We start from the raw sequence: 26,627 nt of genomic DNA, 5'->3' as shown, positions 1-26,627 counted from the left end.
CTGCTATGATCTCATGCTTCTTTAACTGTACTCCCATAAAACCCAAGTAAACAACCTTGCCCTGGAGTTTGAACGTATGCCCCTGATGGTGCAGGCTCTGCTGCCGGTATTTATCCTGATCATGCTTGGGCATGTGTTCCGCCGCATTGACTTTCCGGGCGGCGATTTCTGGCCCCAGGCGGAGAGGTTTACCTACTACGTGCTGTTTCCGGCCATGTTGATCTTCAAGCTGGGGCAGGCCAGGCTGCCGGCTTCCGCTTATGGCGACATTGCATTGCTCATTGGCGCCATGCTGATCGCGATGACGCTGATCCTGGCGATTGCCCAATGGTTCTGGCGCTGGTCCGGCCCGGTTTTTTCTTCGGTTTACCAGGGGGCTATCCGGTTCAATTCCTACGTGGGCCTGGCGGCTGGCGGCATGCTGCTCGGCGATCAGGGCCTTTCCCTCACGGCGATTGCGGTTGCCATCATGGTGCCGTTGCTGAATCTGCTGTGCATACTGATGTTTTCACTGGTGGCCACGGAAGGGCCGGTGAGGCTGGTGCCAGTATTCAAGGCGATTGTGACCAATCCTCTTATAGTGGGCTCGGTGATTGGCGTGGTCTGGAGTTTCTTCGAAATCGGATTTCATCCGCTGATCGGCGGCATTCTCGAGCCGCTAAGCAATCTGGCGTTGCCGATGGGTTTGATGACGGTTGGCGCCGGGCTTCAGCTCAAGGCCCTCAGAGGCGCTTCACTGCCGTTTATTGTTTCATCGGCGCTGAAGTTGGTCGGATTTCCGCTGATGACTGCGGGGCTGGCCTTGTTGCTGGGTCTTGAGGGAATGATGGTTCAGGTGGCCGTGCTGTTGTCGGCGCTTCCCACGGCCACCTCTGCCTACATTCTGGCTCGACAGCTTGGTGGCGATGCCCCCCTGATGGCGGGCATCATCAGTGGTCAGACCTTGCTGGCCATCGTCACCATACCGTTAATGCTCAGTATTCTCTGGTAGGCACTTGAGCACCGCGTCGACAATGCTGTGCTGGAAGTTGTTGTAACCTTCTGGCGTTGCCGCGATGTCAGTGGCCAGAGGGTCCCAGGTGCTGAAGGTCACGTCCAGGCTCTCGGTGATCGAGCGCCACCACTGCCGGTTGAACTGCGGTTCGGTCAGGAGGCAGGGATGGTTTGCGTTGCGCAGTTTTTCCTGCACTTCCGCGATATGCCGGGCCCCTGGCGACAGCTCCGGGTTCAGCGTCAGAACGCCCTCGAGTTTCAGTTCATAGTGTTCGGCAAATCGGGTAAAGGCGTCGTGATAGGCGAACAGGCTGATTTCGCGCGCCGGTGCAAGGCGGTCCCGGATATTGGCATCGGTTTCTCGAACGCTGGCTTTGAACTGCTCGAAATTTTCGTTCAACGCGCCAGCGTCAACACCTTCCAGTCCTGAGAGAGCATCGCGTATCGTCCCGGCCATTTCGATGGCCAATTCGGGATCCAGCCAGATGTGCGGGTCTTCGCCTTCTCCGTGATCATGGCCGTGTCCGTGCCCCTCGTTGTGGTGTTCTTCCTCCTTGGCCTCCTCTTCGTGAGCATGGCCATGGTGATCGTCCGCGTGCTCGTCGTGCGCGTGGTCATCGTGGGTAACTTCCCCGGGTTCGTGCTCGGCATCCATGAGCGCGACCGTTCGACCGCTGAATTCCTGCCCTGCCAGAAGGCGATTAAGGAAGGTTTCCATGTCGGGCCCGACCCAGAAAATCACGTCGGCGTTTTCCAGTGCCCGGCGCTGGGATGGCTTCATGGTGTAATTGTGGGGGCTGGAGCCGGGCGGGACGAGACTCGTTGTCTGCATGTCTTCCGTGGCGATCGCACTGACGATCAGCTCAACCGGTTTGATGGAAGTAACAATACGGGTCTCGGCCTGCAGGGCGCTGTGAAACAAAAGGGTGCCGGCTCCGAGTGCAATAGAAAGTGCTTTTCCGGTAACGCGCATGATAAGTGAGATCCTGCGATGCTAATGTGTAATGTTATAATATAACAAACTCGGCCGGGGCCGGCAAAAGAAACTTCTTACTTAGTATTTCTGGTGTGCTCGTTAACTTCCTGATCATGCGAAACCTGCCGTTGGCCGGTATAATGCCCGCTTTATCAAACGGCCACCGATTTTTCAGGAAGGTTTCATGACTGTACGTACCCGAATTGCTCCGTCACCCACGGGAGACCCTCACGTTGGTACCGCCTACGTGGCCCTGTTCAACCTGTGCTTTGCCCGTCAGCACGGCGGCCAGTTTATCCTGCGTATCGAAGACACCGACCAGGCCCGCAGTACCGCAGAATCCGAGCAGGACATTCTCAAGGCGCTGCGCTGGCTCGGTCTGAACTGGGATGAAGGCCCCGACGTGGGTGGTCCTCACGGCCCCTATCGCCAGTCCGAGCGCAAGCACTCGTACCGGCAGTATGCCGAGGATCTGGTGACGGCCGGCCACGCATTTTATTGCTTCCGCACACCGGATGAGCTGGAAGCCATTCGGGAAGAACGCAAGGCCCAGGGCCTGAACCCGGGTATCAAGGGCGATCTGGAGCTGCCCGAGGACGAAGTGAAGCGCCGCCTCGATGCAGGTGAACCATACGTGATTCGTATGAAAGTGCCCGATGAGGGCGTCTGCGAGATCGACGACATGCTTCGGGGCACCATTGAGATCGACTGGGCTCAGGTGGACTGCCAGATTCTGCTCAAGTCCGATGGCATGCCCACTTATCACCTCGCGAATGTGGTTGATGATCACCTGATGGAAATCACCCACGTTCTGCGCGGTGAGGAGTGGATCAACTCGGCGCCCAAGCACAAGCTGCTGTACCAGTATTTTGGCTGGGATATGCCGGTGCTGTGTCACCTTCCGCTGCTGCGCAACCCGGACAAGAGCAAGCTGTCCAAACGCAAGAACCCGACCAGCATCAATTTCTATGAGCGCATGGGCTTTCTGCCGGAGGCCGTCACCAACTACCTGGGGCGCATGGGCTGGTCCATGCCGGACGAGCGGGAAAAGTTCACCCTGGACGAGATGATCGAGAACTTCGACATCCAGCGAGTTTCCCTTGGTGGCCCGGTGTTTGACGTGGAGAAGCTCCGCTGGCTGAACGGCCAGTGGCTGCGCGAAGAGCTGACTGAAGAGCAGTTCATGGAGCGCATGCGCCAGTGGTGGTTCAATGAGGATGCCCTGCGTGCTCTGGTGCCCCACATCAAGGGCAGGGCAGAGGTGTTTTCGGATGTGGCGCCCATGGCCCAGTTCATGTTCTCCGGCATGCTCAACCTGAGGCCGGAAGACTTTGTCCACAACAAGCTGGAGGAAGCCCAGATCAAGCGGGTTCTTCAGTTCACGCTCTGGAAGCTTGAAGCGCAGCGACACTGGAGCAAGGAGACCATCTTCGCGGATATCAAGGCGTTGGCCAAAGCCATGGACCTGAAGATGGGTGACTTCATGTTCTCCATTTTTGTGGCGGTTGCTGGCACCCCGAATTCCTGGTCTGTCATGGATTCCATGGCGCTGCTGGGCCCGGACATGACCCGTTCAAGGCTTCGGCATGCCCTGGAAGTGATGGGTGGATTCTCCAAGAAGGAAACCAAGAAGGTGGAAAAGGAGTACGCGGCTCTGGGTATTCATTAACCGCTTTGGTGAATTAATAAACGGCTTGAACAGGGATGTTCAGAAAACTGAAAAAAAGTGTGTTTCAGAGGTTGACGCCCACAGGGCGGATCCTTAATATACGCAGCCGTTGAGGGGCCATAGCTCAGCTGGGAGAGCGCAACACTGGCAGTGTTGAGGTCGGCGGTTCGATCCCGCCTGGCTCCACCAATTTCTAGTCCCCTTCGTCTAGTGGCCTAGGACTCCGCCCTTTCACGGCGGCAACAGGGGTTCGAACCCCCTAGGGGACGCCAATACGGCTTGACGGTTTAGTCCACCGGGAAGCCATCAAAAAAACCGCCTTCTGGCGGTTTTTTTGTGTCTGAATGTCGGGTCAGACAACAATGGGGTCAAATGAAATTTCCATCTGACCCCGGATTTATTCAGCGCTCGGCAATGGCACCCTTCCCAACACCCTCATAAGCCTTCACCCGGATGGTGTCTGTCGCGAACTCCACCTTGAGCTTGTCGGCCATGTGGGCGGCAATGAGCTCCACCGTGGTGTCGGTATCCAGCATGTACACGCGCTCCTCTGGCAGGGTCAGTGCAAACTCGCCCTGGTTGGCCTCGTATTCGAAGGTCACATAGCGAACGCCGTCTTCGCCCACATGGCGACGCACCACATCCCCCTCGGACCCCACGTAGATATCCCGCCAGAGCTTGGCCCAGCTGCGCTCCAGATCGTAATCGCGGTGGCCGTTCCGGTCGATACGAATCGGTGATCGATGGCCGTGGGCGATGCGCTGGCAGTTGCCCAGGTGTTTCTTAAGGCCGTGGACATAGTGGTAGTAGGCACCATCGATCTCCTCTTCCCGGAGATTGATCTCCACGGAAATCACGTTGGCCGGAAGCACGGCCTTTATTTCCTGTTCCAGCAAAGAGGCCACGGCCGAGGGCACAACCCGATCGGCGGACAACCAGACAATGGCCTCGTCCGGTGAGCGGTGAATGATCTGGCTGCCGTCCGTGAGTGCCCAGGTAAAAGTGTCTGGCTGCTCCTCACTCCAGGAGAGCCCCTGGTAGCCGCGGGGAATCACCAGGCGATGGTCAACACGCTCATCGATCACCCGCTTGATGGTGCGTTTTACGTTACTGAAGTCGAACACCATGCCCTGTTCGTCCAGCTCCCCGCCAAGCACCACATCCGCAATCCAGCTTTCACCCACCAGCCCACGGGTCGGGTCCAGGTAGGCAAAATCGATAACGGTCAGGTTGTCTACAAACAGATGGTTCATCAAATTTCCAGGCGGGTATGGTTGATTGATGGCCGAATTCTAGCAAAAATCACCGAATACAGCAGTCTGGCGGTTAGCCACTGCTTCATTTCTTTTTGCTATCGGACTCATCATTTTAAACCTCGACTCGCACATTGATCAGCAATTTCCGGCACTGATACTGGCGGCCGGTGCCTCGAGCCGCCTCGGTCGGCCGAAAGCCCTCCTGCCGCTGGCTTCTGGTGAAGGGACAGACACGGACTGCCGTAACCGCACATTGTTGGACGCCGCCATTGCCCAGGGCCGAATCCTCAGCCCGGAAGTTCGAGTGGTGTGTGGGGCCTGGTACCCGCTCATACGCTTTCGTTGTCGGAGGCAACCTTCTTCCTGGTTGCGGGCGCCGGATTGGCAGGAGGGCATCTCGGCATCTCTGTCAGCGGGACTTCGCAGCCTGGGGCCAGCCGTAAAAGGCGTGTTTGTTCTGGTGGCGGACCAGCCGTTACTGGATCTGAACGCCCTCGAGGCCTTTGGCAAGGCGGCCCGCTGTGTACCGGAACAGCCCATCGCTGCAGATTACGGTGGCCGGCCGGGTGTGCCCGCCTATTTGCCCAGATGGCTCTGGCCGCTGGTGTTGGATCTGGAGGGGGATAGGGGCGCCGGGCGACTGCTTGCAGAGGTGCGTGCAACCCGGGTAGATATTCCGGGGATCCACGATGATGTGGACACCCCGGCAGACTGGCAGAGGATCAGGACCCTGCTCAACCGAACAGGCCAGACAGCCAGGCAATCCCGACGCTGAAGATGCCTAGACTTATGGCAAGACCAATGGTGTAGACCCGGGACGATGCCGAGCGCTGCTGCGCAACAAAAAGGTCGATTGTGCGCTGGGCTATGTCTTCAGCGGTTTCCCTCGAGATCTCGTGGGCTTGCTGAATAGCCTCGGACTGAAGGGTTTGCCAGAACTCGGTATCAATCGTCTGCACACTCGTGATGTGATCTTTCAGCTCGGCCATATGCTCGCTCGTGAAGCCGGAATTCTTTTTCAGCTCCTTCTTGAGCACGGCAAGTTCGCTGCCAAGGTTCAGGTTGACCTCCGCGGCAACTTCGTCCCGCAGATTTTTGGTCCGTTCGTCGACCATTTCGGTGACGGCGTTCAGGCGTTCCTCAATCACCGCGTCCTGTTTGCTTCGGGATTCATCCAGAGCCCGCTTCAGGTGATCGAACTGCTCGTCAAAGAGGGAACTGAGCAGTTCGTGGAGGCGGTTGTTGATGTGAGTTTTGACTGCGGAACGGGCGATCTGCTCAATCAACTCGCTGGTCAAGGGCACCACATTGGCTTGCGGGTTGCTCCGGCTGGCTGAATCGCCCGTCTTGGGCGACAGTTCCACCGACGCATCTGCAGGTACGTTCAGCAGTTCGTCCTCTTCCGCGGCAGCCGGCTCAGATTGCAGCGGTGGCTCCGGCAAGTTTCCGCCTGTGACGTCACTGGCCAGCTGGTCCAAAACCTCTTTGAGGCCCTCCGTTTGCGGCGGTTTAGTGAGGATGTTGTAAACACCGAAGTTCCTGGCCTCCTCCATGAATGATGACGATTTTTTGGATGTGCACATGATGATGGGGATGCCGGCGGTCTCCGGGTTGCCCTTGATGGCTTTGGTCGCCTCTACGCCATTCATCCCCGGCATTAGATGGTCCATGAAGATGACATCCGGACGCCCCTGGCTGTTCAGGAAATCGAGGGCCTCCTCGGCCGAGCCAGCCATATTGACTTCCATATCGCGACTTTCCAGCAGTTTGCTCAGGGCAAATCGGGCCACCTTGGAGTCATCTACCAGCAGAGCGTTCTTGATCGCCATGTCACTACCTCAATCGTTTACTGCAAACGCGTTTGTTATCGGGCCGTTATGATTACCAGCCTTCCAGTTTCGGGCACTCTGTGGCCCGGTAGCTCTTGTCCCTATAACAGACACCGGGTTCAGTGGTTCGGGCAGTGAAAATTTCCCCTGCCGCTGTGGTCAGGCGTACCTGTCCGTAAGGCTCGCCATGACGGAATGTCGCTTCGATCGAGCTGCCGTTGGGATTCTTCAGCAAGCCCTTACCGTGGAACTTTCCTTCAATGTATTCGCCCTCGTATTTCTTGCCGCTGGCGAAGACCTCTGCCCCGGTGCCATGGAAGGCGCCGTTGGAAAGTTCGCCTTCGTAATGGCGACCGTCGGGGTAGGTGAGTGTGCCGGTGCCATGAAATTCGTCGTTTCGGAAGCCGCCGACGTAGAGCATGCCATCCGCGGTGGTCAGGGAACCGTGGCCATTAAGCTGTCCGTCCTTCCAGTGGCCGGTCAGTATGTCGCCGTTTGCCAGTGTAAGCGTGCCTTTGCCGTTAAACTGGTTGTCCCGGAATTCGCCGGAATAGCGCGAGCCGTCGGCACTGCGCCATTCACCGTCGCCCTCGCGGTTGCCTGCAGACCAGCCTCCCTCGTAACGGCCACCATCGGGATACCACGCGGTGCCCTGGCCGTGGAATTCACCATCCACGAAATGCCCCTCGTAGCGCAGTCCATCGTTGTCCTGGTAGGTGCCATCACCGGTCTTCACGCCACCGATCCAGATCCCGTCGCGGAAATTCACCGTGGTCAGAGCCTCCAGTTCGCCCACCAGAGTCACCTCATTGCCGGCTTTCAGGGCAATGGAGCGGTTCCAGGGTTTGAAACCTGGCTTGGTGATGGTGACCTCGTAGCGGCCCGGGTCCAGCTCAAGATCCAGGCGGGTCGCGCCATATTTCTTGCCGTTGATGGTGACCTGATCGCCGACAACGTTTGAGCGTAGTACCAGCAGCGCCTGCGTCGGTGGCTGGGGTTCCTGCTGTTTTTCCGGTTGTTGCGGATTTGCCGGGGCGGTGTCTGTTCTCGTTGCCATTACCGATGGCGGTTCAGCTACCGCCAGAACCTCCGGGTTCTCCGGCATGGATGGCACGGTAAACGGAGTGGCTTCCACCACGGGTGGGCGCGACTCCCGGGCAGCCTGTTCGGTTCTGGCGGATGCCTCCGGAACAGGCTCTGGGGCCGGCTCGGGCTCGGTAGTAATAGAGGCAACAGCTTGATCCGTCGAGGGTGGTTCGAAGGCTTCTGTTATCTGAAGGTCATCCCGAACCGAGGCGAACCCGGCGGTTACCAGCAGCATGAGCGCCAGGGCATTGACGAACAGAAGCGGTCTGAAATCGACCATGACGGAACCTCTTGATCCTGCATTCTTGGAATTCTGTCTACCGGTTCATCTTACCCAGTGAGTGCAACGCTATGTAACAGAAAGTGACGGGGAGTTACCGAGAATGCAGGCCAAATCACACTTTATCCGGAAGCTGATCATGGTTGAGCTGCTCCCATGATCTCATGTACACGTCGGCTTCGTATTGATAAGGCGATTTGAAAGGGGTTAGCACGAAATCGAAGACGAGAAAGAAAAACCCGATGGAGGCCCAAGCGATGGCCAGGGTGCTAATGGTCGTTGCCTGTACCTCCGGGTTCGAGTCGACGAAATTCTGTAACACCGGAATCAGATCCGATGCCATCGCTACCGGGTTGAAGCTGGCCATCACCAGTGGCACCCAGAAGGCGATGAAGATCGGGAAGAATCCGAATGACCAGAGCAATCGGCGGAGCAGATAAAGGGCAACTTCCCGCCAGAAGCGCTGTCTGACTTCCGGTACTTTCCGGATCCGCTCGAGGTACCGCCGACGTTCTGCCCAATAGGCGGCTACTTCCGGGGCCTCAACGGCCTTTGATTGAGGTGCAGGTGTTGTCATGTACGGCGCGGTACCCTATAGCTTCTGGAGTGATGCATGATAAGCGATACTACGTGTTACCCTACAATTCTCCAATTGTTTAAAGACAGGATAGTTTGAATGGCTGCAGTGATCGACAACGCAACTCATCCGGCCTTTGAGAAACTTCGCAGTCACCGGATCGATACACTCAATCTCGAGGTCGAGGAGTATCGTCACAAGAAGACTGGCGCCCGCCATCTGCATCTGGCAGCCGACAACGACGAAAACGTGTTTTTCGTTGCCCTGCGTACCTTCCCGATGGATTCCACCGGGGTGGCGCACATTCTGGAACACACGGCATTGTGTGGCAGCGAGCGTTTCCCGGTTCGTGATCCGTTCTTCATGATGATTCGGCGGTCACTGAACACGTTCATGAACGCTTTCACCAGCAGCGACTGGACGGCCTATCCCTTCGCCAGCATGAACCGAAAGGATTTCGACAACCTTCTGTCGGTTTACCTGGATTGTGTATTTTTCTCCAAGCTCGATCCGCTGGATTTTGCGCAGGAAGGTCATCGCCTTGAGTTCGATAAGCCGGAAGATCCGTCCACCGACCTGGTTTATCGGGGTGTTGTCTACAACGAGATGAAAGGCGCCATGAGTTCGCCCACGTCCCAGCTGTGGCAGAACCTCAGCAGCCACCTGTTCCCGACCACGACCTATCACTACAACAGCGGTGGCGAGCCCGACCACATCGTGGATCTGAGCTACGACGACCTGCTGCAGTTCTACCGCCACCACTATCACCCCAGCAACGCGATATTTGCCACCTACGGCGATATCCCGGCTCATGAGCATCATGAGAAGTTTGAAGAGCTGGCGCTGAAACGGTTCGACCGGCTGGACATCGATCTTCCGGTTCGCGACGAGAAGCGCATGTTCGCGCCGGTCAGGGTAGAGCAGGGTTATGCGGTCAACGAAGGCGAGGGGACCGACAACAAGACTCACATCGTTGTGGGCTGGTTGCTGGGCCACAGTTTTGATTTGCAGGAGAACCTGGAGGGTCAACTGCTCTCTGCGGTACTGCTGGAAAACAGTGCCTCACCGCTGATGCGAGCCCTGGAAACCACGGATCTTGGTCATGCACCTTCGCCCATGTGTGGTCTGGAAGACTCCAACCGTGAAATGACCTTTGTTTGCGGCATCGAAGGCAGCGAGCCGGACAAGCACAAGGATCTGGAAGCCCTGCTCGAGTCCACGCTGCTCAAGGTCGTGGAGGAGGGCGTCAGCCAGGAACGTCTGGAAGCCATCCTGCATCAGCTCGAACTGCACCAGCGGGAAATTGCTGGTGACCAGTTCCCGTACGGCCTGCAGCTGATCATGAGTGCCATTGCACCCATGGTGCACGGCGGTGATCCGGTTGAATTGCTGGATCTGGAGCCGGTCCTGGCAACGCTCCGGGAGAAAATCCGGGACCCGCAATACGTGCCGGATCTGATCCGCCGCAAGCTTCTTGAGAACCCGCACCGGGTCACCCTGACCCTGCGGCCGGATGAAAAGCTCGAGTCGCGCCGGCAGGAAGCCATCCGTGAAGCGCTGGCCCGTCGCAAGGCCGAGCTGACGGATGACGAGGTCCGGATGATTGTTGACCGGGCCAGGGCGCTGGAAGAACGCCAGATGCAGAAGGACGATGACTCCATTCTGCCAAAGGTGGATCTGTCTGACGTGCCTCTGCAGATGCCCGAGCCGGAAGGGCGTTATGACGGCGACATTTCGGCAACCGTTTATGCCCGTGGTACCAACGGTCTGGTTTACGAGCAGATTGTTGTCCCGGTGCCGGCGCTGACCGAAGAGGAGCTGCTTCTGGTGCCTTACTACACCACGCTGATTTCCGAAGTGGGTTGTGGTGATCTGGACTACCTGCAAATGCAGGATCGTATCTCTGCGGAGTCTGGTGGTATCGGTGCAGCGTTCAGCGCCAAAGGCCGGATTGATGACGTTCAGGCGCTGTCCGGTTACATCATCTTCAACGGCAAGGCGCTGGCCCGCAATCGCAGTGAATTGACCCGTCTTCTGCGGGATGTCTACACCAGTGCCCGCTTCGATGAGAAAGAGCGAATCCGGGAGATCATTGCGCAGATCCGGGCCCGTCGCGAGCAGGCCGTAACCGGCAGTGGCCATGCACTGGCCATGGGCGCGGCTTCACAGGGTATGAGTCCGGGTGCCTGGCTTTCTTTCCGGCTGGGTGGTCTTGCCGGTATTCGCGGCACCAAGCAGCTCGATCAGGCCCTGAAGGATCCAGAGGAATTGACGGCGCTCTGTGACAAGCTTTCTGCATTGCACGAGAAGATCGGCAAGCAGGGTCGGGAGTTCCTGGTGATTGGTGAAGAGGATCAGCTCCCGGCGATGGTTGATGATCTGAAATCCTGCTGGCGTGATGCCTCTGGAGCGGGCATTGCAGGCTGGAAAATGGAACCGGTCAATTACACCACCCGTGAGGCGTGGCTGACTTCTACCCAGGTTAACTTCTGCTCCAAGGCCTACAGCACTGTCGCTGTGGATCATCCCGATGCGGCGGCACTGACCGTGCTGGGTGGTTTCTTGCGTAACGGTTATCTGCACCGAGCCATTCGGGAGAAGGGTGGCGCTTACGGTGGCGGCGCCGGGCAGGACAGCGTGAATGGCACGTTCCGGTTCTTCTCCTACCGTGATCCGCGCCTGGAGGAAACGCTGGACGATTTCGACGCGGCCCTTGCGTGGCTTCAGGACAATGACCACGACTATCAGGAGCTTGAAGAGTCGATTCTTGGTGTAATTGGTCAACTCGACAGGCCCAGATCGCCCGCGGGCGCTGCTCGCCATGCTTTTCACAACAAGCTGTTTGGGCGAAGCCCGGAGCAGCGTGCCAGGTTCCGGGAGCGGGTGCTGTCCGCCACCCTGGATGACCTGAAGCGTGTGGCCAGAACCTGGCTGGTGCCGGAGAGAGCCAGTACGGCCGTGGTAACCAGTCCGGAAAACCGGGCCAGGGCCGAGAAGCTTGGCCTGAACATTCAGGAACTGTAAAGCCAAAACAACAGAGGCCAGATGAAGTCTTCATCTGGCCTCTTCTTGGTCTGGCCCATTTCTTATTCTGCCCCGATGACGCCCTCCAGCCGTCCGTACCCCTAGCGTTGCCGCTTCAAACCGGTTGTCACCATGATTCGGGTGGAGATCTCCTCAACCGAATATGCGGTGGTATTCAGGTACGGAATCCGCTCACGCCGATACATCAATTCAATTTCCTCGATCTCGTGCATGCACTGCTTGATGGATGAGTAGCGAGAGTTTGGCTTGCGTTCGTTGCGGATGGTTGCCAGCCGCTCCGGCTCGATAGTCAGCCCGAAAATTTTCTCTTTATAAGGTTTCAGGGCTTTCGGGATCTGCTGGTCTGCCAGGTCTTCTTCGGTAATCGGATAGTTTGCCGCTTTCACGCCATACTGCAGTGCCAGATAGAGACAGGTGGGGGTTTTCCCGCTTCGGGAGGCGCCAACGAGGATCAGGTCTGCTTCGTCGTAATGCCGGGTGCGTGCGCCATCGTCATTATCCAGCGCGAAATTGACGGCATTGATCCGGCGTTCATAGCTGCCTTCATTGTTGATGGCATGGGATTTACCGACGGTATAGGAAGAGGAAGACTGGAGTTCCTGTTCCAGGGGGCTGAGAAACGTACCGAAGATGTCCACCATGAAACCCTCGGCGGTGGCGATGATTTCCCGGATATCGCTGTTTACAATGGTGTCGAACACCAGCGGCCGTGCGCCGTCTGTCTCGGCCGCCTTGTTGATCCGTTTGACCATTTCCCGGGCTTTTTCTTCGTCCGCAATGTAGGGAACAGTAACCCGTTCAAACTCGATCTTTTCGAACTGGGCCAGAAGGCTGTGCCCGAGAGCCTCGGCTGTCAGGCCGGTGCCATCAGAAATGAAAAAAGCAGTGCGTTTCATGCTGTATTGTCCGGTTCCTTGGTTCTTGATTCCCGGCTCGGTGGCCTAGGTAATTTCCGCAGGTTACAGTATCATACACGCCAAGTTCGAGACTCCGCAGTGGATATTGTCTGCTTTTACCGCTTGATACCGCTGGCCCGATTTTGCTCTTAGCTTCACAGACTCAAGGGAGACATGCTTTGGAAGATTACATTATCTGGTTTGATCACCTGGGAATGTCCGATGTCGATCGGGTAGGCGGCAAGAACGCCTCACTCGGCGAAATGATCAGTAATCTCGCCAACGCAGGTGTTACCGTTCCAGGTGGCTTTGCCACAACAGCGCACGCCTATCGCGAATTCCTCGCTACTGACGGACTGAAAGAGCGTATCGACAACGCTCTCGATGCCCTGGACATCAACGACGTTAACGAACTGGCCCGGGTTGGTGCCCAGATTCGTCAATGGATCATTGAAACGCCATTTCCGGATGTTCTGGAGAACGCCCTGAAGGAATCGTTCGCCACCCTGCAGGATGGCAACGAACACATGGCGGTTGCGGTACGTTCCTCTGCAACGGCGGAAGATCTCCCGGATGCCTCCTTTGCAGGCCAGCAGGAAACCTTCCTGAACGTGGTGGGGCTGCAACAGGTGCGTACCTCGGTCAAGGAAGTGTTTGCGTCGCTGTTCAATGACCGCGCTATTTCCTACCGCGTCCACCACGGCTTTGACCACAAGATGGTCGCGCTCTCAGCTGGTATCCAGAAAATGGTGCGCAGTGAGACGGCGGCCAGTGGCGTTATGTTCACCCTCGACACAGAATCCGGCTTCCGTGACGTGGTATTTGTAACTGCCTCTTACGGTCTGGGTGAGACCGTCGTTCAGGGTGCTGTAAACCCTGATGAATTCTACGTACACAAGCCTACTCTCGAAGCCAGTCGGCCGGCCGTCCTGCGTCGCAATCTGGGCAGCAAGGCCATCAAGATGGTCTACCACACCAAGCCCGGTGAAGGTGAATTCGTTGAAACAGTGAAGGTGGAGCAGGAAGACCGCAACCGCTTCTGCATCACTGACGCCGAGGTGGAAGACCTGGCACGTCAGGCGATGATTATCGAGAAGCACTACCAGCGACCGATGGACATCGAGTGGGCGAAGGACGGCGACGACGGCAAGATCTACATCGTTCAGGCGCGCCCTGAGACGGTGAAAAGCCGTGCGTCTGCCAATGTGATGGAGCGCTACCTGCTTAAAGAAACCGGCAAGGTGCTGGTGGAAGGCCGGAGCATCGGCCACAAGATCGGCAGTGGCCCGGTGAAGATCATCACCAGCATCAAGGAAATGGACCGGGTGCAGGCCGGCGATGTGCTGGTTACCGACATGACCGACCCGGATTGGGAGCCGGTGATGAAAAGGGCTTCCGCCATTGTTACCGACCGCGGTGGTCGTACCTGCCACGCGGCCATTATTGCTCGCGAGCTGGGCATTCCGGCCGTGGTTGGATGCGGCGATGCCACCGAGTTGCTGTCCGACGCACAGGAAGTGACCGTCTCCTGCGCCGAGGGCGATACCGGCATGATCTACGAGGGCTCCCTGGATTTCGAGCTGCGGGAAAATACCGTGGACTCCATGCCGAACATCCCGTTCAAGATCATGATGAACGTCGGCAACCCAGACCGGGCTTTTGATTTCCAGGCGTTGCCGAATGAAGGTGTTGGTTTGGCACGGCTTGAGTTCATTATTAACCGGATGATCGGTGTTCATCCCAAGGCACTGCTGAACTTTGATGGACTGCCCCGGGATATCAAGCAGACCGTTGAGAAACGCATCTCCGGTTACAGCTCGCCGGTGGATTTCTATGTCGACAAGCTGGTTGAGGGCATCTCTACCCTGGCAGCGGCGTTCGCGCCCAAGAAAGTGATCGTGCGGTTGTCGGACTTCAAATCCAACGAATACGCCAACCTGATCGGCGGCACTCTGTACGAGCCGGATGAAGAAAACCCGATGCTCGGTTTCCGGGGTGCATCGCGCTATATCTCCGATACCTTCCGGGACTGCTTCGAGCTGGAATGCCGTGCCCTGAAAAAGGTGCGTAACGAGATGGGGCTGACCAATGTGGAAGTGATGGTTCCGTTCGTGCGTACCGTGGGTGAAGCGGAACAGGTAGTGAACCTGCTGGCGGAGAACGGACTCAAGCGTGGTGACAACGGTCTTCGGGTCATCATGATGTGTGAGCTGCCGGCCAATGCGCTGCTGGCGGATCAGTTCCTGGAGCACTTTGACGGCTTCTCCATCGGCTCCAACGATCTGACTCAGCTGACCCTGGGTCTGGACCGGGATTCGGGCATCATCGCGCACCTCTTCGATGAGCGGAACGATGCGGTCAAGGCGCTGCTTTCCAACGCCATTCAGGCGTGCAAGAAGGCCGGCAAATACATCGGTATCTGCGGGCAGGGGCCATCGGATCATCCGGATCTCGCCAAGTGGCTGATGGATCAGGGCATTGATACGGTGTCACTGAACCCCGATTCGGTACTGGACACCTGGTTCTTCCTGGCCGACGAAAAAATCGACTGAGTTTATTTCCAGGATAAGGAGAGCGACAACGTGACGACGATAATTACCCCGGACCTGTGTGACGAATTTCCGGAAGTGCTGGTTGTAGAGCCCGGCTTCAATAACTACGGTGGCAACAAGGCATTTGGCGGTGAGATTGTGACCGTGAAGTGTTTTGAAGATAACTCCGTGGTGAAAGAGCAGGTTGGCCAGCCAGGGAACGGTCGTGTGATGGTCGTGGATGGTGGCGCTTCAAAGCGCCATGCGCTATTGGGCGACATGCTCGCGGAGAAGGCTGCTAGCAACGGCTGGGCGGGCCTGATCATCTATGGTTGCGTGCGCGACGTGGATGAGATTGGCAACACCGCCCTGGGTGTGCAGGCCCTTGGCACCCATCCGAGAAAGAGTGAAAAGCGTGGCCTGGGCGACCTGAATGTGCCGGTCACCTTCCACGGCGTTACATTCCATCCCGGACACTACGTCTACGCCGACAACAACGGCATCATTGTTTCTGAGAAGCCTCTGGTTTGAGGCTTTTCGAGGCAGAGACAAAAACGGCGGCCAATGGCCGCCGTTTTTCGTTCAGCGAGTGACTTCGCTGATGTTCGTTCCAAGGAGGAACCCGTCTCCTTCCGGTTCGCAGCGAATGACTTCGCAGACAGTCTCCAGCGGCGGAAACTGATCACTGCTGGAGTGAAGCACCGTGTGAAGTTCCTCGCCAACGTTCACGGCCTGCTCAACGTAGAGTTGCATGCCGGTCGCGCTCAGATCACGGCAGATCCCTTTGAAGCGGTTGCCCTGGCTGTCGCTGATCTCAATCTCCGAGTTCACCTGCATACGGTGGAAATCGCGTTTCTCCGAATAATCCTTCATGGCATCAGGCCCAGTTGTCGGTTTTTCTTGTTGGTTTGAGCATTGGAATGATCAGTGCCAGCAAAACGCCACCGAGAACGAGGCCCGCGCCCAGCAACATGAAATCGTATTCCTTGCTGGCTTCGAGACGCTCGTTTTCAGCCGTGAGCACTTCAAGGTCGTTGCGAATCTTCTGGTTCTCTTCCCGCAGCTCGCGATTTCGACGTTCCAGATTGATGGAATCGGCGGCGATACTCTTGATCCGCTGAAGCTCTTCCTGGAGCTCCTGTGAGCGGTCAGAAAGCGAGGCTTCGGAGCTTTCCAGCGCGTTGCGCTCAGTGACGACGTTAGACAGCTGCTCTTTTGCCTGGGCGAGTTCAGCGCGCGTTTCTTCCAACTGACGGTTGGCCGTACGCAGGCGATCTGCAGCAATGGGTGTCTCGCTCAGGTATTGACTGGAAACCCAGCCCTCGGTGCCCTTGGGAGTGCGAACGAGGGTGTATCCGGAATCGGAGGCCTCGATGACTTCCAGCGGCGTGCCACTGGGAACCGCGTTTTCAATGATGCGGAATTGGGAACCTGCGCCTGACCTCACTGGCAGGTACAACTGGTCGTCAACCCAGACAGTCTTTGCCTGGGCAACAGCAATGGAGGACACTGCGAACAACACACTGATTGCTAGACGAAAAAGCGTCACTGGTTACGTTCCCTGAAATTCTGCGGTTGAAATCTGAGTCTGATTAAAAGCGCAATTTTGTCACAGATGCCCCGCCGTGCAAGCGTGCCATCATTACAATAAACTCATGGGCCCCAAGGCCCGCTCACGGGAGGACGGCTTTGAAAGGCTTTACCACAACCTTGTCATAAACGCCTGCCTCCACATAAGGGTCAGCATCTGCCCAGGCCTGGGCCGCTTCCAGAGAGTCAAATTCCGCGATTACCAGACTACCGGTAAAGCCGGCATCGCCGGGCTCTGGAGTATCCAGCGCCGGATGAGGGCCAGCGACAAGCAATCGGCCCTCGGCTTTCAGGGCCTGAAGCCGGTCGATGTGAGCCGGACGCGCGGACTGGCGCAACGGCAGGCTGTTCTCGACATCTTCACTGATAATGGCGTAGTACATTCAGCTCTCCGAACAGGTTTTCAAAGACAGGATAGTTGATCAGACAATCAGCGGTCGTGTCGTGCAAGGGTTGGCTGGTACACTGTTAAACCCTGGCAAGCCGCCAGTTATCTGAAGATTCAGGATATTTTGTGACTATACCGCAAGACCCGCATTTGTGCATTGATCTGCATTGCCACAGCACGGCTTCCGATGGCGCGCTATCACCGGCGGCACTGGTCGAGCGCGCTGCCGGTCGGGGGGTTACCCACCTGGCCCTTACTGACCACGACACGATCGCTGGCCTTGCCGAAGCCGAGGCGGCTGCGCAGGCGCAGGGTATCATCCTGATTCCCGGGGTTGAGCTTTCCTGCCTCTGGAAAAGCCGGACCATCCACATCGTCGGTCTGGATTTTGATCCCGGGCAGGCCGGTTTCAGGCAGGCGCTGGAGCAGCAGAACGAGAATCGCTGGGCTCGTGCCCGCATGATCGCGGACCGCCTGGGTAAGCTTGGTGTTGATGGCCTTCTCGATAAGGCCTCCGAGGCTGCCGGTGGCGATGTGCCTGGACGGCCCCATTTTGCACAGGTTCTGACAGAGGCTGGCGTTGTTCGCAATGCTGCCCAGGCATTCAAGCGATATCTGGGTAACGGTAAGCCCGGTGATGTAAAAGCTTTCTGGCCGGAGCTTCCAGAAGTCGTGCGCTGGATCACCGAGGCAGGTGGCGTTGCGGTTCTTGCCCATCCCCGAAAATACCAGCTTACGGCAACCAAACTCAGGGAACTGACCGCGGATTTCCGAAGGGCAGGGGGGCAGGCAATTGAAGTGTCTACTTCAGGTCAATCCAGTGGTGATCTGGGGTTTCTTGCAGAGCTTTGTCGGAAAGAGGAATTGCTGGCATCCCAGGGCAGTGATTTTCACTTTCCCGGGGCTCCCTGGTGTGAGCTTGGCCGCATCATGAAAATGCCAGACGGGCTTGAGCCGGTCTGGCATTCGTTCAGACAACCTGTTCCGGGTGCGGCGCCGGCTTAATCCGGCGCGTGGAACAGCAGGTACAGATCCGTCAGTGAGTCCGGGATGGCGTCGGCCATCTGCCGGGATAGCTTTTCACTGTTGCGAACCTTCTGGAAGTCCTCGTCATCGAACAGTCCTGAGAGTGTCAGCATAGGCACCATCAGGTCCGCTGCTTCTTCTTCGCTAGCTGCTTCGAGCCATTCTTCTTCGTGTTCCAGAAAGGTGTCCACGAACCCGGCGCACCAGTTTTCCAGTGCGTTCATGGGGTCGCCATCCTCCGGCTCCGGCAGTTCCAGAGACTGCCCCATGTCCAGGGAATGGGCCATGTCATTGGCCAGCTGGGTCGAGCAGCGCCTGAACACCTCGGGAATCCCGGTGTCGGGCACCTGATCGGTGCCCGTGGCGAGGCGGAAGATTTCTTCCGCGCTCAGTTCAGCCGGGCCGACGACGCTGGCGCAGACCACCCCATGGAAACCGAAGAAATCCAGGGCTTCATCGCCCCAGGGCTCGGCAAAGAGGATGTCTTCCAGCGCTTCTATGTCGGAGTTCGATAGCATCAGTTAGTTACTCCCGGCCTTTTTGGCCTCTTCCGCGGCCTTCTGGCGCTTGCGGACTTCTCTTGGATCATTGTAAGCGCGGCCCGGTGTTACAGGAACGTCGACTGCCGGGGCATCGGCAGGCGTGTCCTTGGCCGTTGCCTCCGGAGCGGAAGGCGTCTCTTCCTTCACTGGCTCTGCGGTTTTGGGCTCAACTTTTTCGGGCTCGGCTTTCTTGGGCTCGGCCTTTTCGGGGCTGGCCTGCGCTGCTTCCGGCTGCTTTGGCTCCGGTTGAGCCTCGGGAGCCTTACGCTCTGGTGCTACCTTCTCCTCCGCTGGCTTTTCAGCCTTCTCGGGTTGTGGTGCCTCCTCCGGTTCTGTCTTGGCGGCTGGCGCTTCCTTGGGCTTCGCCGGCTGCTTCTTCGCCCGCGGCGCTTGTTCACCGTCGGCTGTGGCCCTGGACTCCGGCTTTGGCCTCGGAGCTGCCTCTTTTTTCTCGGGAGCCTGGTCAGTCACCGGCTTTGGCTCATCAGTGGCCGCGGTGCTCTTGGCAGGCTCTTTGTCTGTGGCTGCGCCTTGCGCCTGCCCGGTAACTTTTTCGCTCTTTTCCTCAGGCTTCTCGAGGGGTTCGGAGCTTTGTTCAGCCTTGGCGGGCTCGGCTTTTTCAGGTTTCGCTTGGACAGCTTCCTGCTTTTCAACCGGGCTATCTGCAGCGGGTTTTGTTTCCGCTGCCGGTTTCGCTTCCGGCTTGCTCTCCGACGGCGCTTTGTCTGCGGATGCCTTCTCGGGCTTCTGCTCTTTTGCCGGCTCTTTCTGAGCAGCTTCCGGTTTCGGTGCTTCGCTGGCTGCCGGCGCAGTCTCAGCGCTGGTTTCGGGCTTGTCAGACGCTTTGTTGACGGTTTCCTTTACCTGCTCGGCTTTCACTTCGGGCTTGGCATCGTCACGACCGTTTTCCGGCTGCGTGTCCTTCTGATGCTTCTCGCTACGAGCGGCTTTTCGATCAGCCGGAGCGGACGCCGGTGCTTCAGACGGAGAGCCGTCGCGGTTGCGCTGGCGACGTGGCTTTCTGCGTTTCTCTTCTGAACCGGTCTTGTCCGCTGGACCGGACTTGGCTGCATTATCCTGCTGGCCCTGATCCTTCTGGTCCTTCTGCTCGCGATTATCCTTCGGGTCGCGCTGGGGCCTGTTGCGGCCGCGGCCCTGGTTGTCGCGACGGTTGTCACGACGATTTTCAGAGCCTTTGTTATCGGCGCTCTTGTTGTCGCCTCCGCGATTATCCTGGCCTTTGTTTTCGGATGCCTGGCGATTCTGGTTGCCACGGTTCTGGTCGTCGTTGCGGTTGCGGCCGCGGCCACGGTTGTCGTCACCACGGCCCTGCTGGCCGCCCTGGCGACGTTCGTTGCCACTGCGGTTGCCACCTGCACGCTGGTCATCGCCGCGGGCTACCCGGGATTTGCGACGGTCCTGACGGCCCTGGTTGCGACGATCTTCGCGCTGGCTCTGGCTCTGCTCGCGATTCTCGACTTTCTGTTCTTCTTCGCCACTAAAGAAACCAGCGATCTTGCGTCCCAGCCGGCGGAAGAGGCCTTCTTCCTGTTCAGTGGTTTCATCAGCCTTCGGTGCGGCCGGGGCAGGCGCGGGTGCGGGTGCGCTCGGCCGGATTGCTTTTACCGCAGCCTGTTCGCGTACCGGCTTCTCAGGGGTCGGCGCCTCGAAGATTTCTTCTTCACGCTCGCTGTACTCCTGGGCCACCTGATGGCTGGAAATGTGCTCTGGCGTTGTTTCATCCTGACGCATCCGGATGATTTCGAAATGCGGTGTCTCCATATGCGGAACCGGCACCACGACAACGCTCACTTCCTGGCGGGCTTCAATGTCGGCCAGCTGCTTGCGCTTCTCGTTGAGCAGGAAAGTGGCGACAGAAACGGGCACAACGGCTCGTACTTCGCCGGTCTTATCCTTTGACGATTCTTCGTAGATCAGGCGCATGATGCTCAGGGCGAGGGACTCGATGCCACGAATGGTGCCCTGACCTTCACATCGGGGGCACACTTCGCTGCGTGTCTCTCCCAGGGAGGGGCGCAGGCGCTGACGGGACATTTCCAGCAGGCCGAAGCGGGAGATCTTGCCCACCTGAACCCGGGCCCGGTCGATTTCCAGGGCCTCACGCATCTTCTGTTCAACTTCCCGCTGATGCTTCGCAGGCGTCATGTCGATAAAGTCGATGACAATCAGGCCGCCCATGTCACGCAGGCGCAGCTGGCGGGCGATTTCCTCTGCCGCTTCCAGGTTGGTCTGGAGCGCGGTTTCCTCGATATCCTGACCTTTCGTGGCGCGGGAAGAGTTGATGTCGATGGAAACCAGGGCCTCGGTCGGGTCAATCACGATGGAGCCGCCGGAGGGCAATTTCACTTCCCGCTGGAAGGCGGTCTCGATCTGGCCTTCGATCTGGTACCGGCTGAACAGCGGGATTTCATCCTTGTACAGCTTGATCTTGTTTTCGAAGGTGGGCATGACCGCACGAACGAAATTCAGGACGTCCTCATAGACGCCATTAGCGTCAATCAGAACCTCGCCGATGTCCTGGCGAAGGTAGTCACGGACCGCACGGATGATAACGTTGCTTTCCTGGTGAATCAGGAAGGGTGCCTTGCGCTCGCCGGCGGCCTGAGTGATGGCCTCCCAGAATTGCACCAGGTAGTCCAGATCCCACTGGAGTTCTTCAGTGGTACGGCCGATGCCGGCGGTACGAACGATGATGCCCATGGATTTCGGCACCTGAACATCGTTCATCGCTTCTTTGAGCTGCGCCCGCTCATCGCCCTCAATGCGACGGGAGATGCCGCCGGCACGGGGGTTGTTGGGCATGAGTACCAGATAGCGACCTGCCAGGGAGATAAACGTGGTCAGGGCTGCGCCCTTGTTGCCACGCTCTTCCTTGTCGACCTGCACAATTACTTCCTGGCCTTCGGAAACAACGTCCTTGATGTTGATTTTGCCTTCGATCTGGCCGGGCGACTTCTTGAAGTATTCCTTGGAAATTTCCTTCAACGGCAGAAAGCCGTGGCGCTCGGCGCCGAAATCCACAAACGCGGCCTCGAGACTGGGCTCGACCCGGGTAATGCGGCCCTTGTAGATATTGGCTTTCTTCTGCTCGCGGGAGCTGGATTCGATATCAAGGTCGAATAGACGCTGGCCGTCAACCAGGGCGACGCGCAACTCTTCGGGATGAGTTGCATTGATAAGCATTCTTTTCATGGAAAGAAAGAGTTCCTGTCGTTTAATTTGACAGAAAACCGGAGGGGATCGCATCAGCGAAGCAGGATGTGCGTGCCGCGGGCCCTGTTACATCAAGGGCGGACCGGCGGCCAGACGAATCAGACCCTTCTGGGGTTTGATCCTTTCGGTCTGAGACCAACGCCGACGATCCGGCTGCCTGTGGGCAGGGAGAGGTCGTGTAAGGTTCGTGTCTGTTGACGCATGTTATCCGTTTTCAGGTTCACTCAGGTGCCTGGGTCTCACGTCGTATTCGTATGCTGGACGGCCCGGCCCTGGGTGGCAGTGATTCTTCGCGATGTCGCCCGCGGTTTTCCGCGCGGTTTTTCTCTCTCCCGGGTACAGGATGCAGCCTTTCGAAGATCTGTCCTGGTCCTCCGGGAGCATTTCTCTCGCCGTTCCCGGTAGTGATTGGGTGCACGGCGTTCAAACTCTCGAATAGTGTCGGTATACTTCTGCCGCTCCGGCTTCTGACTTGAGTTGGTCAGGCCGTAGACAAACGGCAAAGCACGCCGGAATATAACAGTATTCATGCAGCCGTTCAATCCTGCAGTCACTCCAGTAGCCAAGGAACTTCATGTCTCGAAAGTCTGCGAGCAGAAAGCCAGCCCAACCGCGGCCCGAGAGGGCAAAAAACACCAGCAGGGCCGGCAGTGAGAGTCAGGCTGTTCGTGGAGAAGTCCGTCAGGGCGTCCAGTGGGTTACCGTGGACGAAGACAACGAGGGTCAGAGGGTGGATAACTTCCTTCTTGCCCAGCTTCGCGGTGTGCCCAAGAGCATTATTTATCGTGTCATCCGCAAGGGCGAGGTTCGGGTCAATAAAGGACGGGTCAAGCCGGATTCCCGGGTGAGAACCGGTGATCAGGTGCGTATCCCACCGATCACCCGAAAGGAAAAGCCGGATCAGGTGGCGCCCGGCTCCCGGGTGCAGGGCGTGATGGAATCCGCGGTTGTTTTCGAGAACGAGCAGATGCTGGTGGTCAACAAACCGTCCGGTATCGCCGTACACGGCGGCAGCGGCCTGAGTTTCGGGTTGATCGAGGTGCTTCGTTCCGCTCGCCCGACGGCAAAGTTTCTGGAGCTCGTTCACCGTCTGGATCGGGATACGTCCGGACTGATCATGGTGGCCAAGAAGCGGTCGGCGCTTCGGTACCTGCAGGATGAGCTGCGGCAGAAACGAATCCGCAAGCATTACCATGCGCTGGTCGCCGGCGACTGGCCGGCCAGCGTTGACCGGGTGGATGTGCCTCTGCTGCGCTACGAGATGCCCAATGGCGAGCGTCGGGTGAAGGTTGACGCTGCCGGCAAGGCCTCGCTGACGACATTCCGCTGCCTCGAGCATTACGCGGGCTACAGCCTTGTCGAGGCGTCGCCAATTACCGGTCGTACACACCAGATCCGCGTGCACAGCGCCTGGGCCGGTCATCCGATTGCGGGTGACGACAAGTATATGGATGATGTCAGCCTCAAGGCGTTCCGGTCCATTGGCGGGCAAAGGCTGATGCTGCATGCGCGGGCCCTGGAGTTTACCTTGCCGGTCTCGGGTGAGGCTATGCGCCTTGAGGCGCCTTACGACGATGCATTCAATGACGTGCTCAGGAAACTTTCCGGGCGTCTTAAAGGAAACGATCAATGAACGTCAGAGTAGTAATTTTTGACTGGGACGGGACCCTGGTGGACTCGGTTGAGCATATTGCTGACAGCCTGCATCAGGCGGCAACCGAGCTGGGCTTTCCGGCCCTGGAGCGTGAGGCGTACCGGGATATTATCGGGCTTGGCATGGTCGAGGCGTTGGAGAAGCTTTATCCCGGTATCAGTCGGGAAGAAATGAACAGGATTCGCGACGGATACGGACGCTATTTCTTCAGCAAGGTGACAACGCCGCAAAACGTGTTTGAGGGTATGGCCGATGTGGTCGCAGATCTGCGAGGATCCGGTCGCAGTTGTTCTGTGGCAACCGGCAAGAGCCGGCGCGGCCTGGACTTTGCGCTGGCTTCCAGCGGTCTTGGCGACCACTTCGAGATCACCCGTTGTGCCGATGAGACGCGCTCCAAGCCCGACCCGGCCATGCTTGAGGAGATTCTTCGTTTCTATCGCATTGAGCCCGAAGAGGCGGTGATGATTGGCGATACCCGATACGATCTTGATATGGCCCGGCGTATCGGCATGCCCTCCATCGGCGTTGAATGGGGTGTGCACAAGCGGGATGTGTTGGGTGATTATTCGCCCCATGCCATTGTTGAATCCGTGCCAGACCTCCGGCGGGTGCTGGGGCTGTAAACAGACCGAATTCATTGACGTTGCTGACAGGATGCGCACATGAGTGACTGGGAATCTGATAAGTCTGCCGATTGGGGTGACAAACCGGTGGAGCCTGAAAAAGAAAGTAAGCCGTTTTTCGGGCGCAAGTCACCGAAGCTTCCGCCCGAGTCCGGACGTGACTGGAAGCTCATCGAAAAACTCGTCATGTCGCTGCAGTCTGAGCAGCGCAAGAGCCGGCGCTGGGGTATCTTTTTCAAGTTCCTGACGTTTGGTTACCTGATTGCCTTGCTGTTTTTGATCAAGTTTCCCCTGGGCGATTCACTGGAGGGTGTAACCGGCAAGCACACGGCTCTGGTAGAAATAAACGGTCCGATCGCTGCCGACGAACTGGCCAGTGCAGACAATATTGTAGGTTCTCTGCGAACAGCCTTCGAAGAGCCAAACTCGGTAGCAGTGATTCTGCGCATCAACAGCCCGGGTGGGAGCCCGGTGCAGTCCGGGTATGTCTACGATGAGATCAAGCGCCTGCGGGAGGAGTATCCCGAGAAAAAGGTCTACGCTGTGATCTCGGACATCGGCGCTTCCGGGGCCTATTACATTGCTGCGGCAGCGGATGAGATCTATGCCAACCGGGCCAGCCTTGTCGGCTCGATTGGGGTGGTGGCTGGCGGTTTCGGCTTTACCGAGGTTATGGAGAAGATCGGCGTGGATCGCCGTCTCTACACGGCCGGTGAGAACAAGGCGTTCCTTGATCCGTTTTCGCCGGAGCAGGAAGAGGAAGTCACTTTCTGGCAGAGTGTCCTGGAAAACACCCACCAGCAGTTTATCGAAGCGGTCAAGCAAGGGCGTGGTGATCGTCTGGCGGATGATGAGCGTCTGTTCAGCGGGCTGGTCTGGAGTGGCGAGCAGGCCGTTGAGCTTGGCCTGGCTGATGGGCTCGGCAGCGCATCACACGTTGCCCGGCAGATCATAGGTCAGGAGGAACTGGTGGACTACAGCCGTCGCAAATCACCGTTCCAGGATATTGTTGATCAGCTTGGCGTCGCCTTTGGCGAGGGTTTTGCCAGTCAACTGGTCGAGTCCCGGCTCGAGCTTCGGTAATGCCTTATGAGGCAGGCCGGTTTTCCAGCAGGGGATTCCGGCCCCATTGCCTCAGCAGATCGTTCAGGGCAATAAGGGGGAGGCCCACCAGGCTGTTCGGGTCCCGGCCCTCAAGGGCCTCGAACAGAGTAATGCCGAGGCCTTCCATCTTGAAGCTGCCGGCGCAGTCGTAAGGTTTCTCCCGCAATAGGTAGGCTTCTATCTCCTCATCAGCCAGTTCCCGGAACCTGACGTTAAACGGCTCGCAAAGGCTGTCGATTTTGCCGGAATCGGAGTCGAGCAGCGCCAAGCCTGTAAGAAACAGTACCCTGTGACCGCTGCTCTGGCGTAACTGCTCTGTCGCCATTTCGTGGTTGCCGGGCTTGCTCAGTACCGAGCCGTCGGGCAGACAGGCGACCTGGTCCGAGCCGATGATCCAGTGGCCGGGGAACCGGTCCGCCAATTCGCGGGCCTTGCTCTCGGCCAGACGTGTCGCCAGGGCCTCGCCGGTCTCGCCTTGATAGGGTGATTCGTCGATATCCGGGCTTGCGCAGGTGAACGGCAAGCCAAGCCGCTCCAGGAGCGCTCTCCGGTACGGTGATGAAGACGCCAGTAAAAGCGGTTTTGGGGGCATTGATCGAGTCCTTTAAGTATCTGGCCGGTGCATCTGTTGTGCGATTATCGTAAATTACACCTATCTGCACTGGAACCCCCGTGAAAAAGCAACGAAGTCTTTGACAGCGGCCGGCTGCGCCCCTAAAATTGCGCGCCTATGTCAAACGCGTCCAACGCCGAGTTGCCCAAATCTGTTGATCCTTACCGGTTAGCGGAACATAACAGCACACTGGAGGGAGTGATTCCCATCAGCGGGCTTGGCCGTTTTCGTGAATCCGTTCTCGGGTTTTCGGAAGGCGCTGCGTGCCGGGTCAAACTGTCTTTTTTTATGGATGGTGAGCGTCGTCGCGTTGTTTCGGGCGAGCTGGCGGCCCCGGTTGATCTGGAGTGTCAGCGGTGCATGGGCGCCATGAGCGTGACTCTGGTCTCCGAGTTCAAGCTGGGTCTTGTTACCAGTGACGAGCAGGCGCAACAGCTGCCGAAAGAACTCGAGCCGTTTTTGACCGATGATTTTACGGCGGACCTCTGGTCGATGGTGGAAGACGAGCTGTTGCTGGTTTTGCCACCGTTTCCGCTTCACGAACGGGACCAGTGTCCTGCCCGGGAAGATCTGGAAGCCTACGAGCCTGACAGCTCCGGGGCAGAGCCGGTGAGAAAGTCGGGTGAGAATCCGTTCAGTGTCCTGGCGGATCTCAAGAAGACAAAGCATTAACCGGGCGTGGGTCGTCCCTCGGGAGACCGGCGCACATTTAACG

Annotated in this window: 23 protein-coding genes and 2 tRNA genes; 13 read left to right on the top strand and 12 right to left on the bottom strand. The window is 57.9% G+C overall.

The window, feature by feature from the left end; all coding sequences use genetic code 11:
• Nucleotides 1–76 precede the first annotated feature (76 nt).
• Nucleotides 77–991: an AEC family transporter gene (locus HP15_RS11170; protein ID WP_014577559.1), complete on the top strand. Its 915-nt coding sequence runs from the start codon at nucleotides 77–79 to the stop codon at nucleotides 989–991.
• Here the strand turns inward: HP15_RS11170 and HP15_RS11165 are convergent.
• Nucleotides 968–1,966 (bottom strand): zinc ABC transporter substrate-binding protein, encoded by a 999-nt coding sequence (locus HP15_RS11165; RefSeq protein WP_014577558.1) that lies wholly within the window; start codon nucleotides 1,964–1,966, stop codon nucleotides 968–970. The genes HP15_RS11170 and HP15_RS11165 overlap by 24 nt on opposite strands.
• A 187-nt stretch (nucleotides 1,967–2,153) precedes the next feature.
• Here HP15_RS11165 and gltX point away from each other — a divergent pair, with 187 nt between their 5' ends.
• The 3 genes from gltX to HP15_RS11150 all read left to right on the top strand — a co-directional run bounded on the left by gltX (nucleotide 2,154) and on the right by HP15_RS11150 (nucleotide 3,910).
• Entirely contained in the window at nucleotides 2,154–3,638 is a 1,485-nt protein-coding gene (gltX, locus tag HP15_RS11160) for a glutamate--tRNA ligase (RefSeq protein WP_041645313.1), read from the top strand.
• A 113-nt stretch (nucleotides 3,639–3,751) separates the two neighbouring features.
• Nucleotides 3,752–3,827: transfer RNA gene (locus HP15_RS11155), tRNA-Ala, on the top strand.
• A gap of 7 nt (nucleotides 3,828–3,834) precedes the next feature.
• Nucleotides 3,835–3,910: transfer RNA gene (locus HP15_RS11150), tRNA-Glu, on the top strand.
• 129 nt (nucleotides 3,911–4,039) lie between these two features.
• Here the strand turns inward: HP15_RS11150 and HP15_RS11145 are convergent.
• Nucleotides 4,040–4,891, bottom strand: coding sequence for a 6-carboxytetrahydropterin synthase (locus HP15_RS11145; RefSeq protein ID WP_014577556.1), 852 nt, complete (start codon nucleotides 4,889–4,891; stop codon nucleotides 4,040–4,042).
• A gap of 100 nt (nucleotides 4,892–4,991) precedes the next feature.
• On the opposite strand from HP15_RS11145, the gene HP15_RS11140 reads away from it, so the two are divergent.
• Entirely contained in the window at nucleotides 4,992–5,669 is a 678-nt protein-coding gene (locus HP15_RS11140; protein ID WP_041645311.1) for a nucleotidyltransferase family protein, read from the top strand.
• Here the strand turns inward: HP15_RS11140 and HP15_RS11135 are convergent.
• The 3 genes from HP15_RS11135 to HP15_RS11125 all read right to left on the bottom strand — a co-directional run bounded on the left by HP15_RS11135 (nucleotide 5,629) and on the right by HP15_RS11125 (nucleotide 8,666).
• The gene (locus HP15_RS11135; protein WP_008175032.1) at nucleotides 5,629–6,723 is read right to left on the bottom strand and encodes a response regulator; all 1,095 of its coding nucleotides are present in this window, start codon (nucleotides 6,721–6,723) and stop codon (nucleotides 5,629–5,631) included. The genes HP15_RS11140 and HP15_RS11135 overlap by 41 nt on opposite strands.
• A gap of 52 nt (nucleotides 6,724–6,775) precedes the next feature.
• Nucleotides 6,776–8,089 (bottom strand): MORN repeat-containing protein, encoded by a 1,314-nt coding sequence (locus tag HP15_RS11130; RefSeq protein ID WP_014577555.1) that lies wholly within the window; start codon nucleotides 8,087–8,089, stop codon nucleotides 6,776–6,778.
• 115 nt (nucleotides 8,090–8,204) lie between these two features.
• A complete protein-coding gene (locus tag HP15_RS11125; protein ID WP_008175027.1) occupies nucleotides 8,205–8,666 on the bottom strand; it encodes a hypothetical protein in 462 nt (153 codons plus the stop codon).
• Nucleotides 8,667–8,765: 99 nt separating this feature from the next.
• On the opposite strand from HP15_RS11125, the gene HP15_RS11120 reads away from it, so the two are divergent.
• Nucleotides 8,766–11,690 carry an insulinase family protein gene (locus HP15_RS11120; protein ID WP_014577554.1) on the top strand — a complete coding sequence of 975 codons (2,925 nt, stop codon included), beginning with the start codon at nucleotides 8,766–8,768 and terminating at the stop codon, nucleotides 11,688–11,690.
• Nucleotides 11,691–11,791: 101 nt separating this feature from the next.
• Here the strand turns inward: HP15_RS11120 and ppsR are convergent, their stop codons facing one another.
• The gene (gene ppsR, locus HP15_RS11115) at nucleotides 11,792–12,607 is read right to left on the bottom strand and encodes a posphoenolpyruvate synthetase regulatory kinase/phosphorylase PpsR (RefSeq protein WP_008174940.1); all 816 of its coding nucleotides are present in this window, start codon (nucleotides 12,605–12,607) and stop codon (nucleotides 11,792–11,794) included.
• Between the two features lie 215 nt (nucleotides 12,608–12,822).
• Here ppsR and ppsA point away from each other — a divergent pair, with 215 nt between their 5' ends.
• Both ppsA and rraA read left to right on the top strand, forming a co-directional pair.
• Nucleotides 12,823–15,159: a phosphoenolpyruvate synthase gene (gene ppsA / locus HP15_RS11110; protein WP_373274841.1), complete on the top strand. Its 2,337-nt coding sequence runs from the start codon at nucleotides 12,823–12,825 to the stop codon at nucleotides 15,157–15,159.
• Between the two features lie 30 nt (nucleotides 15,160–15,189).
• Nucleotides 15,190–15,669, top strand: a complete 480-nt coding sequence (gene rraA / locus HP15_RS11105) for a ribonuclease E activity regulator RraA (protein ID WP_008174943.1) — start codon at nucleotides 15,190–15,192, stop codon at nucleotides 15,667–15,669.
• A gap of 51 nt (nucleotides 15,670–15,720) precedes the next feature.
• On the opposite strand, the gene HP15_RS11100 is transcribed toward rraA, so the two are convergent.
• The 3 genes from HP15_RS11100 to HP15_RS11090 form a co-directional block, all read right to left on the bottom strand.
• Nucleotides 15,721–16,011, bottom strand: a complete 291-nt coding sequence (locus HP15_RS11100) for a PilZ domain-containing protein (RefSeq protein WP_008174945.1) — start codon at nucleotides 16,009–16,011, stop codon at nucleotides 15,721–15,723.
• Nucleotides 16,012–16,015: 4 nt separating this feature from the next.
• A complete protein-coding gene (locus HP15_RS11095; RefSeq protein ID WP_041645310.1) occupies nucleotides 16,016–16,687 on the bottom strand; it encodes a TIGR04211 family SH3 domain-containing protein in 672 nt (223 codons plus the stop codon).
• 124 nt (nucleotides 16,688–16,811) lie between these two features.
• Nucleotides 16,812–17,111: a YciI family protein gene (locus HP15_RS11090; RefSeq protein WP_008174948.1), complete on the bottom strand. Its 300-nt coding sequence runs from the start codon at nucleotides 17,109–17,111 to the stop codon at nucleotides 16,812–16,814.
• Between the two features lie 131 nt (nucleotides 17,112–17,242).
• Here HP15_RS11090 and HP15_RS11085 point away from each other — a divergent pair, with 131 nt between their 5' ends.
• A complete protein-coding gene (locus tag HP15_RS11085) occupies nucleotides 17,243–18,121 on the top strand; it encodes a PHP domain-containing protein (protein WP_041645309.1) in 879 nt (292 codons plus the stop codon).
• On the opposite strand, the gene HP15_RS11080 is transcribed toward HP15_RS11085, so the two are convergent.
• Together HP15_RS11080 and rne are read right to left on the bottom strand one after the other, a co-directional pair.
• A complete protein-coding gene (locus tag HP15_RS11080) occupies nucleotides 18,118–18,660 on the bottom strand; it encodes a YecA/YgfB family protein (protein WP_008174953.1) in 543 nt (180 codons plus the stop codon). The two genes, HP15_RS11085 and HP15_RS11080, sit on opposite strands and share 4 nt — an antisense overlap.
• Nucleotides 18,661–18,663: 3 nt before the next feature.
• The gene (gene rne / locus HP15_RS11075) at nucleotides 18,664–21,897 is read right to left on the bottom strand and encodes a ribonuclease E (protein WP_041645308.1); all 3,234 of its coding nucleotides are present in this window, start codon (nucleotides 21,895–21,897) and stop codon (nucleotides 18,664–18,666) included.
• 595 nt (nucleotides 21,898–22,492) lie between these two features.
• Between rne and rluC the strand changes: the two genes are divergently transcribed.
• The 3 genes from rluC to HP15_RS11060 are packed head-to-tail and all read left to right on the top strand — an operon-like array spanning nucleotide 22,493 to nucleotide 25,278.
• Nucleotides 22,493–23,551: a 23S rRNA pseudouridine(955/2504/2580) synthase RluC gene (gene rluC, locus HP15_RS11070; protein ID WP_014577549.1), complete on the top strand. Its 1,059-nt coding sequence runs from the start codon at nucleotides 22,493–22,495 to the stop codon at nucleotides 23,549–23,551.
• Nucleotides 23,548–24,195 (top strand): HAD family hydrolase, encoded by a 648-nt coding sequence (locus tag HP15_RS11065; protein ID WP_014577548.1) that lies wholly within the window; start codon nucleotides 23,548–23,550, stop codon nucleotides 24,193–24,195. Before rluC ends, HP15_RS11065 begins: the two co-directional genes overlap by 4 nt.
• Before the next feature lie 39 nt (nucleotides 24,196–24,234).
• The gene (locus HP15_RS11060) at nucleotides 24,235–25,278 is read left to right on the top strand and encodes a S49 family peptidase (RefSeq protein WP_014577547.1); all 1,044 of its coding nucleotides are present in this window, start codon (nucleotides 24,235–24,237) and stop codon (nucleotides 25,276–25,278) included.
• Between the two features lie 4 nt (nucleotides 25,279–25,282).
• Here the strand turns inward: HP15_RS11060 and HP15_RS11055 are convergent, their stop codons facing one another.
• On the bottom strand, nucleotides 25,283–25,891 hold the full coding sequence (locus HP15_RS11055; protein ID WP_014577546.1) for a Maf family protein: 609 nt from the start codon (nucleotides 25,889–25,891) through the stop codon (nucleotides 25,283–25,285).
• 138 nt (nucleotides 25,892–26,029) lie between these two features.
• On the opposite strand from HP15_RS11055, the gene HP15_RS11050 reads away from it, so the two are divergent.
• Nucleotides 26,030–26,584 (top strand): YceD family protein, encoded by a 555-nt coding sequence (locus HP15_RS11050; RefSeq protein ID WP_008174965.1) that lies wholly within the window; start codon nucleotides 26,030–26,032, stop codon nucleotides 26,582–26,584.
• Nucleotides 26,585–26,627 lie beyond the last annotated feature (43 nt).

Origin of the sequence: Marinobacter adhaerens HP15 (assembly GCF_000166295.1) — a bacterium.
In the GTDB taxonomy this organism is placed as follows: Bacteria; Pseudomonadota; Gammaproteobacteria; order Pseudomonadales; family Oleiphilaceae; genus Marinobacter; species Marinobacter adhaerens.
Note: the sequence above shows the minus strand (reverse complement) of the source record. Positions and strands in the feature narration are given on the sequence as shown.

Excerpts from the sequence above, each read along its gene's own strand:
- HP15_RS11130 (WP_014577555.1), bottom strand. The coding sequence starts at position 8,089 with ATGGTCGATTTCAGACCGCTTCTGTTCGTCAATGCCCTGGCGCTCATG.
- HP15_RS11080 (WP_008174953.1), bottom strand. The coding sequence starts at position 18,660 with ATGCTATCGAACTCCGACATAGAAGCGCTGGAAGACATCCTCTTTGCC.
- ppsA (WP_373274841.1), top strand. The coding sequence starts at position 12,823 with ATGTCCGATGTCGATCGGGTAGGCGGCAAGAACGCCTCACTCGGCGAA.
- gltX (WP_041645313.1), top strand. The coding sequence starts at position 2,154 with ATGACTGTACGTACCCGAATTGCTCCGTCACCCACGGGAGACCCTCAC.
- HP15_RS11135 (WP_008175032.1), bottom strand. The coding sequence starts at position 6,723 with ATGGCGATCAAGAACGCTCTGCTGGTAGATGACTCCAAGGTGGCCCGA.
- rne (WP_041645308.1), bottom strand. The coding sequence starts at position 21,897 with ATGAAAAGAATGCTTATCAATGCAACTCATCCCGAAGAGTTGCGCGTC.
- HP15_RS11090 (WP_008174948.1), bottom strand. The coding sequence starts at position 17,111 with ATGTACTACGCCATTATCAGTGAAGATGTCGAGAACAGCCTGCCGTTG.
- HP15_RS11100 (WP_008174945.1), bottom strand. The coding sequence starts at position 16,011 with ATGAAGGATTATTCGGAGAAACGCGATTTCCACCGTATGCAGGTGAAC.
- ppsR (WP_008174940.1), bottom strand. The coding sequence starts at position 12,607 with ATGAAACGCACTGCTTTTTTCATTTCTGATGGCACCGGCCTGACAGCC.
- HP15_RS11120 (WP_014577554.1), top strand. The coding sequence starts at position 8,766 with ATGGCTGCAGTGATCGACAACGCAACTCATCCGGCCTTTGAGAAACTT.
- HP15_RS11060 (WP_014577547.1), top strand. The coding sequence starts at position 24,235 with ATGAGTGACTGGGAATCTGATAAGTCTGCCGATTGGGGTGACAAACCG.
- HP15_RS11170 (WP_014577559.1), top strand. The coding sequence starts at position 77 with ATGCCCCTGATGGTGCAGGCTCTGCTGCCGGTATTTATCCTGATCATG.
- HP15_RS11165 (WP_014577558.1), bottom strand. The coding sequence starts at position 1,966 with ATGCGCGTTACCGGAAAAGCACTTTCTATTGCACTCGGAGCCGGCACC.
- HP15_RS11125 (WP_008175027.1), bottom strand. The coding sequence starts at position 8,666 with ATGACAACACCTGCACCTCAATCAAAGGCCGTTGAGGCCCCGGAAGTA.
- HP15_RS11050 (WP_008174965.1), top strand. The coding sequence starts at position 26,030 with ATGTCAAACGCGTCCAACGCCGAGTTGCCCAAATCTGTTGATCCTTAC.
- HP15_RS11055 (WP_014577546.1), bottom strand. The coding sequence starts at position 25,891 with ATGCCCCCAAAACCGCTTTTACTGGCGTCTTCATCACCGTACCGGAGA.
- HP15_RS11065 (WP_014577548.1), top strand. The coding sequence starts at position 23,548 with ATGAACGTCAGAGTAGTAATTTTTGACTGGGACGGGACCCTGGTGGAC.
- HP15_RS11145 (WP_014577556.1), bottom strand. The coding sequence starts at position 4,891 with ATGAACCATCTGTTTGTAGACAACCTGACCGTTATCGATTTTGCCTAC.
- rluC (WP_014577549.1), top strand. The coding sequence starts at position 22,493 with ATGTCTCGAAAGTCTGCGAGCAGAAAGCCAGCCCAACCGCGGCCCGAG.